Source organism: Shewanella sp. MSW (genome assembly GCF_007636515.1).
GTDB classification, from domain to species: domain Bacteria; phylum Pseudomonadota; class Gammaproteobacteria; order Enterobacterales; family Shewanellaceae; genus Shewanella; species Shewanella indica.
In genome coordinates, this window is the sequence record NZ_LVDR01000001.1 from 338,428 (window position 1) to 352,202 (window position 13,775).

At 51.0% G+C, this 13,775-nt stretch carries 8 protein-coding genes and 1 pseudogene; 7 read left to right on the forward strand and 2 right to left on the reverse strand.

Going from position 1 to position 13,775, the window contains the following annotated elements:
• Positions 1 to 189: 189 nt before the first annotated feature.
• Positions 190 to 3,618 (forward strand): PAS domain-containing hybrid sensor histidine kinase/response regulator, encoded by a 3,429-nt coding sequence (locus tag AYI96_RS01450; protein ID WP_039033348.1) that lies wholly within the window; start codon positions 190 to 192, stop codon positions 3,616 to 3,618.
• 70 nt (positions 3,619 to 3,688) lie between these two features.
• Here AYI96_RS01450 and AYI96_RS01455 read toward each other — a convergent pair whose 3' ends face one another.
• Complete coding sequence (locus tag AYI96_RS01455; protein ID WP_186299988.1) at positions 3,689 to 4,483, reverse strand: phosphatase PAP2 family protein; 795 nt, start codon at positions 4,481 to 4,483, stop codon at positions 3,689 to 3,691.
• A gap of 344 nt (positions 4,484 to 4,827) precedes the next feature.
• Between AYI96_RS01455 and AYI96_RS01460 the strand changes: the two genes are divergently transcribed.
• From AYI96_RS01460 to AYI96_RS01480, 5 genes and pseudogenes are all read left to right on the forward strand, one after another.
• The gene (locus AYI96_RS01460) at positions 4,828 to 8,049 is read left to right on the forward strand and encodes a S41 family peptidase (protein WP_144360842.1); all 3,222 of its coding nucleotides are present in this window, start codon (positions 4,828 to 4,830) and stop codon (positions 8,047 to 8,049) included.
• Positions 8,050 to 8,617: 568 nt separating this feature from the next.
• Positions 8,618 to 9,250 carry a hypothetical protein gene (locus AYI96_RS01465; protein WP_202932965.1) on the forward strand — a complete coding sequence of 211 codons (633 nt, stop codon included), beginning with the start codon at positions 8,618 to 8,620 and terminating at the stop codon, positions 9,248 to 9,250.
• A gap of 146 nt (positions 9,251 to 9,396) precedes the next feature.
• On the forward strand, positions 9,397 to 10,335 hold the full coding sequence (locus AYI96_RS01470) for a DUF4268 domain-containing protein (RefSeq protein WP_162207257.1): 939 nt from the start codon (positions 9,397 to 9,399) through the stop codon (positions 10,333 to 10,335).
• A gap of 215 nt (positions 10,336 to 10,550) precedes the next feature.
• The gene (locus AYI96_RS20695; protein WP_405130420.1) at positions 10,551 to 10,763 is read left to right on the forward strand and encodes a helix-turn-helix domain-containing protein; all 213 of its coding nucleotides are present in this window, start codon (positions 10,551 to 10,553) and stop codon (positions 10,761 to 10,763) included.
• Between the two features lie 60 nt (positions 10,764 to 10,823).
• Positions 10,824 to 11,108 (forward strand): annotated as a pseudogene (locus AYI96_RS01480) (alpha-amylase family glycosyl hydrolase); the annotation flags it as partial.
• Positions 11,109 to 11,266: 158 nt separating this feature from the next.
• On the opposite strand, the gene AYI96_RS01485 reads toward AYI96_RS01480, so the two are convergent.
• Entirely contained in the window at positions 11,267 to 12,169 is a 903-nt protein-coding gene (locus tag AYI96_RS01485) for a hypothetical protein (RefSeq protein ID WP_039033346.1), read from the reverse strand.
• A 338-nt stretch (positions 12,170 to 12,507) separates the two neighbouring features.
• Here AYI96_RS01485 and AYI96_RS01490 point away from each other — a divergent pair, with 338 nt between their 5' ends.
• The gene (locus tag AYI96_RS01490; RefSeq protein ID WP_144360844.1) at positions 12,508 to 13,497 is read left to right on the forward strand and encodes a transposase; all 990 of its coding nucleotides are present in this window, start codon (positions 12,508 to 12,510) and stop codon (positions 13,495 to 13,497) included.
• Positions 13,498 to 13,775: the final 278 nt, after the last annotated feature.

The following is a 13,775-nucleotide window of genomic DNA, read 5'->3' on the forward strand; positions in this document are numbered from 1 at the left end:
TGCTTGAGCCAGCGTGGTTTTTTAAGGTTTGCGCGGGTTTAGATTGGCATCCAATAAAGGTTTTTTGCCCCCAATGGGCGCCCAATAAGATGCAGAACGCCGCAGAGGTTCATCAAACCCCTTGGCTGGTGTAATCTAGCCGGGATAACAACAGTCGCCGAAGGATACGGCGACAATAAAGAGAACCCTATGAATTTGACCCTTTTTGTGGCGGTGATCGCCGTCTGTTATGTCTGCTTGCTGTTCCTGCTTGCCTGGGGCGCGGAGCGCTGGTTCAGTGGTGTCACCCGCAGGTTACAGAAATGGATCTACGCCCTCAGTCTGGCAGTGTATTGCTCTTCCTGGAGCTTTCTCGGCACGGTTGGCCAGTCGGCCAATGACTTTTGGTCCTATTTGCATATCTTTATTGGCCCCATCATCATCTTTACCCTGGGCTTTGGCATGTTGCGCAAAATGGTGGTGGTGTCCAAGGCGCAAAATATCACCTCGGTGGCTGACTTTATCGCCGCCCGCTACGGCAAGTCGCAGCCGCTGGCGGTGATCATCACGCTCATCGCCCTGTTCGGCATCATGCCCTATATCGCGCTGCAGCTGAAAGCCATGGTGTTCAGTCTAAGCCTGTTCCAAAGCCCGGATGATCCGCTCGATGGTGCCAAAGTCGCGCTTATCATTGCTGTGCTGCTGGCCATCTTCGCCATCCTTTTCGGCACCCGCAAACTGGATGCCACCGAGCATAATCCGGGGATGATGCTGGCCATCGCCTTTGAATCTTTGGTTAAACTGGCCGCCTTTGTATTAGTGGGCGGTATAGTGGTCTTCGGGGTATTCGGCGGCTTTGGCGACCTCTGGAGCCAGGCCAGCGCCAAGGGCGTAATAGTCAATCCCAATCTAAGGCTCGAAGCGCTGATGCCCGAGCTGATAGTCGGCATGGCGGCTTTTCTCTGTATGCCGCGGCAGTTCCACGTCATGGTGGTAGAGGCCGAAGGCGAGCAGACTCTGTCCAAGGCGCGCTGGTTGTTCCCGCTTTATATTGGCCTGTTCGGTTTGTTTGTCGGGCCGCTGGCACTGGCGGGCAAGGTGCTGCTCGGCGACAGTGTCTCTGCCGATACTTATGTGATCAATCTGCCGCTGGCGCTGGACGCACCTTGGCTGGCGATAGTGGCGCTGCTGGGAACCCTCTCGGCCGCCACTGGCATGGTGATAGTGGCAGTGGTGACCATCAGCGTGATGATTAGTAACGAGTGGCTGGTGCCAGTACTCTTGCGTACCGGGCAGATCCGTCGTAAGAACTTCAGCCAGTTTTCCCAGCAACTGCTCTATGCCAGACGTCTCTCCATCGCGCTGATCCTGGCTTTCGGGTATTTCAGTTACCTGAGTTTTGACAGCAGTGATTCTCTGTCCAACCTGGGCATGCTGTCTTTCGGCGCCTTTGCCCAGTTGGCACCGGCCTTGGTGGGCGGCCTCTACTGGAAACACGGCAATCGCGCCGGGGTGTTTCTCGGTATGGCGGCGGGCTTTGGTCTGTGGGGCTTTTTGCTGCTCAAGGGCTCTGGCGCCTGGGAAGGCGTGCTGGCAGGTCAGTTTGAACTGTTAAAGGCGCTTAAGCCCAATGTCAACGATACCCTGCTTGCACTCGGTGCCAACCTGATTGGCTATATCGGCGGCTCTATCTGGCTGCGCGCCGGCTTGGTGGAGCGTATTCAGGCCAGCGCCTTTGTCACCCCGGGTGAACTCAAAAACACAGGTAATCGCAAGACGGGCCCCATTAGTCAGCAGGACTTGCTGATCCTGGCCAGTCGCTTTGTCAGCCCGACCCGGGCCTATGAGAGTTTCTCGCGCTTTTCTGCCGATGCGGTGCGCAGCGATAGCTGGCACAAGACGGCACCGGCCGAACTTATCGCCCATACCGAACATATGTTGGCCGGGGTGCTGGGGGCTTCCAGCGCCTCTTTGGTGATGGACTCAGTGCTGCAGGGACGGGATCTGGCCCTCGATGAAGTCTTTAGCCTGGTGGATGAGGCCTCATCGAAGATTATTCTCAGTCAGGACATGCTGCGCGCCGCCATAGAACACGCCTACGAGGGCATGAGTGTGGTCGACAAAGATCTCAACCTGGTGGCTTGGAACTACCGCTATGTAGAGCTTTACGACTATCCGGAGGATTTCCTGCAACCGGGCATGCCCATCAGCGAGGTGATACGTTTCAATGCCGCCCGCGGCTACTGCGGCCCGGGGGATGTGGACGAGCATGTCGAGCGCCGGGTACAGCATATGCGCAACGGCACCGCCCATAGCTCAGAGCGGCGCAGGCGCGATGGCAAGGTGATCAAGATTCAGGGCAATCCCATGCCGGACGGCGGCTTTGTGATGACCTTTACCGACATTACCCAATATCGCGAGCAGCAACAGGTGTTGGAGCAAGTCAACGAGACCCTGGAGGCCAGAGTCAAGGAGCGCACCTATGAGCTGGCGCTGCTCAACAGCAAGCTGCTCGAAGCCAAGGCTCAGGAGGAGATGGCCAACGCCTCCAAGAGTCGTTTCCTGGCGGCGGTGGGGCATGACTTAATGCAGCCCCTCAACGCGGCCAGGTTGTTTACCGCCTCTTTGAGTCAGTATCCCGGGCTTGACAGGGAAGGGCGGCTGACCCTCTCCCATGTCAACAGCTCACTGAAAACCGCCGGTGAACTGCTGACCGATCTGTTGGATATCTCCAAGCTGGATTCCGGCATGGTGGAGGTAAAACGGCGCGACTTTGCCATCTCCGAAGTACTCAACACCCTGGCGGTGGAGTTTGAGGCCATGGCCAAAGACTGCCAGATCCATTTTGCCATGATGCCCTGCAGCCTGACGGTCAATTCAGACCCTTCACTGCTGCGGCGGGTGCTGCAAAACTTTCTCACCAACGCCTATCGCTATGCCAAGGGCGGGCGGGTGCTGATGGGCTGTCGCCGCCGCGGTAGTGAGCTTGAGGTGCAGGTGCTGGATACCGGCTGCGGCATTGAAGCCGGGCAGCTTAGGGAGATATTTCACGAATTTAAACGCCTTGATAACCCCCATTCCAACAGCGTCAACGGCCTGGGGCTTGGGCTGGCGATAGCCGACAGAATAAGCAAGGTGCTGGAGCATGATATCCGTGTATCTTCGGTGCAGGGCAAGGGCTCTGTATTTGCCATTCGGGTGCCGCTGGGTGCCACTGTCAGCGTGCCGCAGCCCAAGGCCATCTCTTCTGTGTTGCAGCCGCTCGCCGGGGTCAAGGTGCTGTGTATCGACAACGAAGAGGCTATCCTCGCCGGGCTCGAAAGCCTGTTGAGCCGCTGGCAGTGCGAGGTGATCTGCGCCCGGGATCTGAGTGATGCCAGGATCAAGCTGGGGCTCAAAGGGGTGGCGCCGGACATCATGCTGGCTGATTATCATCTGGATAAGGGCCAAAACGGCGTCGATGCCATGGATGAGCTCAGGGCGCTGTATGGGCAACATCTGCCCGGCATTTTGATCACCGCCAACACCCGCAAGGATCTGGTGGAGGATGTCGAGCGCCGCGGTTACCACTATATGGCCAAGATGATTAAACCGGCGGCGCTCAGAGCCTTGATCTCCAGCCTGGTGAAGAAGGCGTAATTCAAAAGCTCAGTGAAATAGCCTTTGGAAACGGGACCAGATTTATCGGCAATAAATCAGGCCCGGTATTTTAGTGGGTGACTTCTGTTTGTGTCTGTATCTGTATCAGTGCCTGCGTCTGCGTCTGCGTCTGCGCCGGAACCCCGGCGTATCCAGCCGCTCGCCAGGGGCGGTAAGCCAGACCGTAGCTCAAGGTCGCCATGGTCCAACCGATAAGGGCGCTGGCGATATCGTGCGATAAAAAGTGGGCGCCGCGAAACTCCTGACACAGACTGAACACGGCGCCTATCAGCAATACTGCGCCGAGTAACTTAAAGCGCCATTTTGGCTTCAAGACCAATGCCAGATAATAAAGTCCCACCCAGGCAAAGGCGCCGCTCGAGTGGCCGCCGGGGAAACACTGGCCCAATTCAGTGTCAACGCTCAGGCTCATGGGGAAGGGCAGATAAGGCTTTTGGCCTCCAAATAGACTGAGATCCCAGGGGCAGGCAACATTGGTCATGCTCTTGCCGATACGTACCAGAAGTACGGTTGCCAGGGCGCTTGTAAACAACATCAGCAAGGGCCGGCGCCAGCGTTTCATTGAGGCTTTGAAACTGCTCAATACCAGGCTCGACAGCAACACAACTGCCGCCAGCACCACCAGATCCCGTCCTCCCGTGTGCAGCAGTTTGTCTGTAACAAAGGCATGGCGCCAGGGCCAGGCTGTGTCGGTGCCCTCAAATGCCAACATCCACTGTGCCAGCAGCAGGTCGGCATTGCTGATGTGCAGCAAGATAAGCAGGCCAAGCCCTACCGATAACGGCAACAGCAGATGATGTTTGAACCAGTGTTGAAAACTCAGTGGGTGGCTTGCAATGGGCATTGTGATTCCTGTGACATAGTGCGAGTTGAGACAGAGTCGCAGCTGAGATCTGCGAAATAGAAAGCCTGAAAAAGCGGGCGTTGAACTCATGGCGTTGAACTCACGGCCCGGCTGGTGGATAGGAATTATTCTGGCCGGCTCAGATTAAGGTCTGCTTAAGGCCGGGCATTTTTGTCTCAATTGCCCGGAATGGCGTATTGCAATGAGTTGAAACAAAACCTTTTTTGCGTATTTTTTTGCCACTGGTTATGTTACAGGGGTAGCTCTGCTATGGCGCTGGTTAAGTTGCGGTTTTGGCGGGGGATCCCCACAGGTTTGCTGGTATTCAAATACAAGGAACAGGAATGAAGCTCAATAAACTCTTTTGGCTGACGGCCCTTGCGCTCGGCAGCCCCAATTTGCTGGCTGCCGAGGCCAAACTCCTGCGGGAGCCGGATCTTCGCGGTGATACTCTGGTGTTTTCCTACGCCAAGGATATCTGGAAGGTGTCGCTCAAGGGCGGCGAGGCGGTGCGCCTCACCAGCTTTCAGGGCCAGGAGATGCAACCCAAGCTGTCGCCGGACGGCAAATGGGTGGCCTTTACCGGCGACTATGAGGGCAATCAGGATATCTACCTGCTGCCGATTGCCGGTGGCGAGCCCAAACGCCTGACCTTCCACCCGGATGTGGATCAGCTTGTGGGCTGGAGCCCGGACAGCAAATCGGTATTGTTGCGATCCGGCAGGGCCAATGCCCCAAGAGGCTGGCAGCAGCTGTTTACCCTGTCCATCGAGGGCGGCAATCCCAAGCCTTTACCCATGAACCGCGCCTTTGACGGCAGTTTCTCTGCCGATGGCAAGCAGTTGGTTTACCGCCGCGCCGGTCTTTGGGATCCGGGCTGGCGTAACTACCGCGGCGGCCAGAATCAGCCGCTCAGGTTGATTTCGCTCGATAGCCTGGAGGAAAAAGATCTGCCCTGGGACAACACCCAGGATCTCGAGCCCCAGTGGCACGGCGACTATATCTATTTTCTCTCCAACCGCTCTCAGGTCACTAATATCTTTCGGGTAGCGGTCAAGGGCGGCGAGCCGGAGCAGGTGACCCATTACCAGGATGCCGATGTCAAAGGTTTTACCCTGGATAACGACACTCTGGTATACGAATACCGCGGTGAGCTGGTGAAAAAGTCGCTGGCTAATACCAATGCCAACGACAAGGGAGAGGCACTGGCCATCAGCCTGCATGCCGATTTCCCCTGGGTGCGGCCACGCTTTGAAGAGGTTGAAAAGCAGATAGAGTCGGCGGCCATTTCGCCTACCGGTAAGCGCGCCCTGTTTGTGGCCCGCGGCGATGTATTTACTGTGCCAGTGGAGCACGGTGATGCCCGTAATCTTACTGAAAGTTCAGACAGCCGCGAAGTGGGCGCCGCCTGGTCCAACGGCGGCAAACAGCTGGCCTGGTTCTCCGACAAGAGCGGCGAATATCGCCTGGTGATAGCCGATCAACTCGGCAAGCCGCAGCAAGAGATCAAACTGGCTGAGAAGGGCTTCTATAGCGGACTTATCTGGTCGCCCGATGATAAACAGCTGGTGTTCAGCGATCAGCGCCAGCAACTCTGGCTGGCGGACTTGTCCAAGGGCAAGGCGCAGGTTATCGACAGCCAGCCGGTAGTGAATCCCGACTGGGAAATGGCCCCCAGTTGGTCGCCTGACAGCCGTTATCTGGCCTACAGCAAGCAGGATGACAGCTTCTTCCGCAGTCTCTACCTGTTCGATAGCCGCAATAATCAGAGTAACAGAATTACCCAGGGCATGGCCGATGTGCGTTACCCAGTGTGGGACCGCGCCGGCGACAAGCTCTATTTTGCCGCCAGTACCGATTATGGCCCTCATGCTGCCTGGTTGGATATGACCTCGGTTGCCTTCACCCCTACTTACGGCCTCTACACCATGCTGCTCAATACCCGCACCGAGGCGCCCATGCTGCCAAGAAGCGACGAGGAAGAGGGCAGCACTGAAGAGGAGTCCAAAGGTTCAGATGCGCCACCTGCGGTGCGAATCGATCTCAACGGTATAGAGCAGCGGGTGCTGCCTCTGGGTGAGAGCGGTAAAATCCACAGCCTGAGCGCCGGTAAGCCAGGTGAGCTGTTCTATATGCAGGATTTGGATGAAACCACAGAGCTTCGCAAGTACAGCACTGAGGAACGCAAGGCCGATACCCTGGCCGGTGATGTGGATGAGTATCACCTGAGCCATGACGGCGAGAGCCTGCTGGTGAAAATCGGCGACAACTGGCAGCAATTTGCCGGCGCCGCGCCCATGGGGGATGATGCCAAGACGCTTAACGTCAAGCTGACGGCTCGTATCGATCCCAAGGCCGAATGGCAGCAAATCTTCCGCGAAGCCTGGCGCTTCCAGCGCGATTACTTCTATGTCAGTAATCTGCACGGTGCCGATTGGGACGCGGTATACAAGGAGTTCCAGCCACTGGTCGCCCATGTGCGCCACGGCGCCGACATGACCTATCTGCTCGATAACATGGGCGCCGAAACCTCTGTGGGCCACTCCTTTACCAATGATGGCGATCTGCCGGAAATTGCCGACAACCGCACCGGCCTGCTCGGCGCCGATGTTGAGGCGACCGACAAGGGCTACCGCTTCAGCCGCATCTATCGTGGCGAAAACTGGTATCCGGCGGACCAAGGAAGTGCGCCGCTGGCTCTCTATCCCCAGGTCAAGGCGGGCCAGTATCTGCTGGCAGTCAACGGCAAGCCGCTGGATAACAAGGCCAACTTCTATCAGGCCTTCCAGGGGACTCTCGGTAAACAGACCCGTCTCAGCATCAGTCCGGATGGCAGCGACAAAAAAGCCTTCGAAGTGACTGTGGTGCCAACGGCCAGCGAACAGGCATTGAGACGTAACGCCTGGGTTGAGGATAACCGCAAACGGGTGGATGAAGCTTCCGGCGGCAAATTGGCTTATGTCTGGGTTCCGGATACAGGCGAGAACGGCTTCAGCTATTTCAACCGTTACTTCTTCGCCCAGAATCAGCGCCAGGGAGTGATCATAGATGAGCGCTTCAACCACGGCGGTTACATTGCCGAGTACATCATAGATGTGCTACGCCGCGAGCGTAACGGCTACTTCAATAACCAGATGGCCGGCGATCACCCCATGACCAGTCCGGGCAGCGGTATCTGGGGGCCCAAGGTGATGCTGATCAACGAAGTCTCCGGCTCGGGCGGCGACATGCTCCCTTATATGTTCCGCTATTACCAAGTGGGCAAGCTGGTGGGTAAACGCACCTGGGGTGGCTTGGTCGGTATCTGGGGCGTGCCTTCCCTGATGGATGGCGGCCATATCACGGCGCCGCGCAGCGGTTTCTTCAGTATCGACGGCCAGTGGCGGGTCGAGAACGAAGGGGTGGGCCCGGATGTGGAAGTCGAGCAGTGGACCAAAGACACAGCCAAAGGCATAGATCCTCAGCTGGAAAAGGCCATCGCCATTGCCTTGGATGAGCTGAAATCTGCCGCGCCTGTGAAGCTGCCACAGCCCGCCGATCCAGTGCGGGTGCCTCAGATGAAATAGCTTTGATGATATGGCTCTGATGAAATAGCTCAGGGGAAACTAGCCCAATAACTTGCGCCGCTTGCCTTAGTCTTACAGGCAAGCGGCGCTTTTTGTTGGAAAACTATCAAAACTCAGCCAATTATTTTGTAAAAAATAACCAAGACAGGCTTTTATGGCTTTTGTCGAAAACTTGACCTATGACTAATTGTTTTAACAAACAGTACTGAGTATTGTGTAACTAATTCAGGTGCTTATCTTTAGCCTTTACTTAAACTCAAGGTCGGAAGCTGTTGCATTTTTCTGTTTTCAGCGGAATTCAGGGACGAACAACATTCGCGCCCGTGCGGTAGCTATGAGGGTTACTCAGCTTTTGTAGAACGCTTGCTCATCGAATTAAGATAGTACCCAGAAGTTTGGAGATGATTTTGCGCGTTATTTCTGCAACATCACAAAAAATAACTTAAAATTCATAAAGATATAAAACCATTTTGGTAGATAATAGGTTTGGAAACCGCGCATGCGCGTTTTGCTGCAAGGGATATTCGGGCTAAACTCTATTATATTTAACTAATACAAAGAGATAGCGATGCGCGTTTACACTCATCCGATGACTAAAACGCGCATGCGCACTATACAGCTGTTAAGCTTCAATGAGAACAATGTGGACTACGAAGAAATAAAACGACAGGGTATCGCTGATTTTGTCGAAGATGAAGAACAAACTAGACCAGATCGTATTGTTAGATTTGTCGAACTAAATGAACTGTTTGCGCTACAGGGAGATATGCTGTTAACCGGAGGTTTACAGTCTCACTTAGCTTTTCATGAATTGGCTAATAGTTACGTTAATGGTAATTACATGGCAGTCGTATTACTGTGCCAAGCGTTTATTGAGCACTCATTGTCCGGTGAGTTCATCATGAGAGGGCAGAGTACGATAGCTGAATCCTCATTTAAGATAATCCTCGAATCTGCAAAAGCCGCTGAAATTATCAATGGAACGCTTTTTGAACAATTAGAAGTATTACGGAAAATCCGCAACCCCTATGTTCATGCGAAAGCGGGGCTTAAAAATGGCTCATTGGCTAAAAAAATGATCGATGGTCGATTTGAATCTGCTGAAGAACTAGCTAAATCAGATGCATTAAAATCACTTGGTATACTAAAGTCTTTTGTTCATCAAAATGTATTCATGTGGGTGCCTGAGCCTGAAGCTTAACAGTTCAAGAGGGATTCACAACGCTTGGCATTTTTGCTTCTACTTCAAATTTAGTGTTTATGGCACAATACGTTAGGTTGGGTGGAGGCGTTGTTCACCCCTTAATTGGGCGTTATATGCCATTCGGAGAAAATAGGAAGTTAAGTATGTTTGGTGAGTTGAAGAAAGTGCCGTTACGAAATATCTGGGCACATGAAGCTCAAGATTTTACTCCTTGGCTAGCGGAAAACATCGAAGAGCTGGGAAACGCTGTTGGTTTGGAGCTTGAGCTAGTTCAAGAAGAAGCAAGTGTCGGGAATTTTTCTCTTGATATCTTAGCTAAGGATCTTGGGTCAGCTGAAAACGTCATTATAGAAAACCAGTTTTCTCAAACTGACCATGATCACCTAGGTAAGCTACTTACATATGCGGCTGGGTTTGATGCTTCATTCGTCATTTGGGTTGCTGAAACTATTCGTGAAGAGCACCGTCAAGCCTTGGACTGGCTGAATCACCGAACAGACAGTCAGACTCAATTCTTTGCGGTTGTTGTTGAAGTTATTCAAATCGATGACTCAAAACCTGCTTTTAATCTAAAGCCTGTAGTATTTCCAAACGAATGGCAAAAGAGCAAGTCTGCGAACAAGTCTGTTCAAAAAACGAGTGCCAAATCCGAAAAGTACCGCGAATATTTCCAAGGGTTAATTGATGAGCTTCGATGCGAGCATAAATTTACGTCAGCCAAGGCTGGTCAACCTCAGAACTGGTACGCATTTGCTTCTGGAACCACTGGTATAAATTATGGTGCAAACTTTTGCCAAGGCAATAAAGTTCGTACAGAACTTTATATCGACTTTGGCAATGCTGAGCAAAACGAGTCGTGCTTGAACTATTTGCTCGAAAGTAAAGCTGAAATTGAAGATGAATTTGGAAGTGAACTTTCTTGGGAACCAATAGATGGTAAGAGAGCTACTAGAGTGGCTGTTTATCGTGATGGTTCAATTTCTGACGGAAGTGACCTCTCTGAGATAAAAATGTGGCATATTGACAACCTACTCAAGTTCAAATGTTTGTTTGCTAAAAGGGTTCGTCAGCACTTGAAATAAGAAAGATAGGAAAGCCATATCTTATATCTTTTGAGAAATACGACGAAATACTGAAGAAAAACAGGACAGCCAAATCTTTTTGATGTTTCACACAGCCTCAACTAAATAGGCCCGAATTCAGATAATAAGTGCACCACTCATGGTTAAACGGTGAGGAGAGATCAACTGCCTGTTGGTGATACTCTGTAGTCGCCAAACAAACATGAGTAGTTACCATGAATTACAAGCAGTTGATCGAGGGACAACGATACCAGATTGAGGCCTATTTACGCGAGGGTTTCAGTTATCGGGAGATAGGAAAACGTCTGAAAGTCAGCCACAGCACAATCAGCCGGGAAGTAAATCGCAATCGAATTCGGGATAACCATAAGAATACAGGACAGCCATATCTTTTTGAAGGCAAATACAGGACAGCCAATCCTTTTTGATGTTTCGCTCAGCCTTGACTAGGCTTTGAAATACCCATCAAAGCTCAGTCGAGGTTGGTTATGACCACAGCCCGCCGCCAGTTGATAGATGCTGAAAGTACGCCCTTTTACCACGTGATTAATCGCTGCGTGAGAAGGGCATTTTTGTGTGGTGAAGATGCACTGTCGGGGCGCAGTTACGAGCATAGACGTGGCTGGATAGTGGATAAAATCAGGCAGTTGTCGTCAATATTCTGCATCGACGTTTGCGCTTATGCGGTCATGAGTAATCACTACCATTTGGTGCTCAAAATCGACCTTGCTGCGCAACAATCATTGTCGCCATTTGAAGTCATCGAGCGTTGGACCGGGCTCTTTAGTTGAAATATAGGACAGCCATATCTTTTTGATGTTTCACACAGCCTTGACTAGGCTTTGAAATACTCATCAAAGCTTAGTCGAGGTTGGTTATGACCATTACGTCCGAGGGTAGTAATCCTTTGCACCTTCTTTAACGAACTCGATTATTGAGGATGTCGACACATATTAGCTGTACCACCATTACATTCTGTGATGGTTATCGTGCCTCGAGGGACTATTCTTGTTGTCTCACCCACTACAGCTAACCCATATGCTCTAAATGCGCCATAGAGTGTTTGCCATGATTGTAGTGACAGGTTTGATACATCCATCAATTTTGGAAATGGATTCTGAGCTTTAAGATCTATTTGATTTCCATTTGTATCAATAACCTTCGTAAATTTGTAATGGAGGTTGTCATCCATATCGTAAAAATCAACCTCAGCATAAGCCTTAGAACCATCAGAGAAAGAAAAAACTATAGCCGGAGCACTGACGTTAATGCCTTTAGAGACGATCTTTGTAGCTGCCTCTACAAGTCCAACATATCTTTCAGTGATTGTACTAGAATTTACCTGTGACTTGTAGTAGTCAATAACTTTACCATGATTATATGATGCACCAATAAGGTCATACCCACTGGGGACGACGGTTTCAGGGATTGCAGTAGCATACTGCTTTACCACCGACTTATAGTCATTGAATGAAGTTGCAAAACTCATCAGAGCATTAATCTCATCATTAGTGAGTTCTTCTTTTGTAGCTGTATGAGTCCTTATTATTTTACAGTCTTGAATAAACCCACCTCGACCATCAGGTTCCCTACTTTTAGGGTCGCATACGTTTTTATGCGTTTTGGTTACTTTATACTTTCTGAACTCATAGTTCTCAAAGTTTATTACATTGACATAAATCGTTTGTCCTTGAACAGCTTCGTCTTTAGCTGCTTGATTGAACTGTTCCTCGCTAACACAGGAATTACATTCTACATGGTAGCCATCAATAGCAAACGCCGATGCTGGCAAGGAAACAACTGCTAAAAACCCTAACGCCTTGAATAATCTCATTGTTACCATTCCTTAGCAAATAAAACTTAATTGAGACATTGAGGTTGCATATGTAAGTTGTTTTGCCAGTGATGTCAATGTGGGAAGTGCTTATGTTTTATATATCTTGAATGTTTCTCCTAATCGCCAAATCAATTAACAATTAATTAAAATAAATAAAGTATTCATGATACATCGTTGATACATTTTAACTTTGTTTTATAGTTATTCATGCGGAATACTGGTTGAATCTTTAGTGAAGAAAGACGAAGAAAGACAGGACAGCCATATCTTTTTGATGTTTCGCCCAGCCTTGACTAGGCTTTGAAATACCCATCAAAGCTCAGTCGAGGTTGGTTATGACTACAGCCCGCCGTCAGTTGATAGACGCTGAAAGTACGCCCTTTTACCACGTGATTAACCGTTGCGTGAGAAGGGCATTTTTGTGTGGTGAAGATGAACTCTCGGGGCGCAGTTACGAGCATAGACGTGGCTGGATAGTGGATAAAATCAGGCAGTTGTCGTCAATATTCTGCATCAACGTTTGCGCTTATGCGGTTATGAGTAATCACTACCATTTGGTGCTCAAAATCGACCTTGCTGCGCAACAATCGTTGTCACCATTTGAAGTCATCGAGCGTTGGACAGGGCTCTTTAGTGGTAACCCTGTGGCGGCAAAGTTCCTCAAGGGCGATAGTCTCTCAGAAGGCGAGCGAATACTGCTGGATACGCTGATTAGCGATTGGCAGGAACGGCTTGGCAGTATCAGTTGGTTTATGCGCTGCTTAAACGAAGATATCGCCCGCAAGGCCAATCGAGAAGATGGCTGCAAGGGCGTATTCTGGGAAGGGCGCTTTAAGTCGCAGGCGCTGCTCGATGAACAGGCGCTGCTGGCCTGCATGATGTACGTGGATTTAAATCCCATTCGCGCCGGTATTGCAGATTCGCTGCAAACTTCTGATTACACATCCATTCAGGAGCGCATAGAAGAAGTTGCTGAGCCTGCAACTGCCAACGCTTCACTTAAGCCACTGCTTCAATTTGATGGTGCAGCCACTGCTGCCGAACAAAGCGGCATTCCATTTCACTTTGCCGACTATTTGGAGTTGATTGATTGGACAGGCCGGGCGGTGCGGGAAGACAAGCGTGGCTATATTGCCTGTTCCAGGCCCAAACTGCTGCTTGAGCTTGGTATCAGCGACGATGCCTGGATAACTTCTGCCAAGGAATTTCGCCGTCAGTACAGTGGCATGAGTGGCCGATGGGATGCAATGTGTGCCATGAAGGCCAAATATGGTGGTAAATGGTGCCGGGGTAAGCAACAAAGCCAAGCAATACACCCCCATTAACCTTAAACCCTTGGTGATTTTGCATAAACAGGCCTAAGCCTGCCGTTGGCATGCCTGGCAACCGCAGTTTTGTATGAAGCACGCAGATTACTCGTCTTAGAGAGTCTACTTCTAATAATTCATCGTTATTTATAAGCGATTGAGACTGAATGATATACTTCCTCGTAGCTCGCAAAGTGTTTAGGGTGTCCTGAATTTTCCTCTGATTACTCGTCTTAGAGAGTCTACTTCCAATAATTCATCGTCATTTATAAGCGATTGAGACAGAATGATATACT

Coding starts and splice junctions, on each gene's coding strand:
- AYI96_RS01450 (WP_039033348.1), top strand. CDS start 190: ATGAATTTGACCCTTTTTGTGGCGGTGATCGCCGTCTGTTATGTCTGC.
- AYI96_RS01455 (WP_186299988.1), bottom strand. CDS start 4,483: ATGCCCATTGCAAGCCACCCACTGAGTTTTCAACACTGGTTCAAACAT.
- AYI96_RS01460 (WP_144360842.1), top strand. CDS start 4,828: ATGAAGCTCAATAAACTCTTTTGGCTGACGGCCCTTGCGCTCGGCAGC.
- AYI96_RS01465 (WP_202932965.1), top strand. CDS start 8,618: ATGCGCGTTTACACTCATCCGATGACTAAAACGCGCATGCGCACTATA.
- AYI96_RS01470 (WP_162207257.1), top strand. CDS start 9,397: ATGTTTGGTGAGTTGAAGAAAGTGCCGTTACGAAATATCTGGGCACAT.
- AYI96_RS20695 (WP_405130420.1), top strand. CDS start 10,551: ATGAATTACAAGCAGTTGATCGAGGGACAACGATACCAGATTGAGGCC.
- AYI96_RS01485 (WP_039033346.1), bottom strand. CDS start 12,169: ATGAGATTATTCAAGGCGTTAGGGTTTTTAGCAGTTGTTTCCTTGCCA.
- AYI96_RS01490 (WP_144360844.1), top strand. CDS start 12,508: ATGACTACAGCCCGCCGTCAGTTGATAGACGCTGAAAGTACGCCCTTT.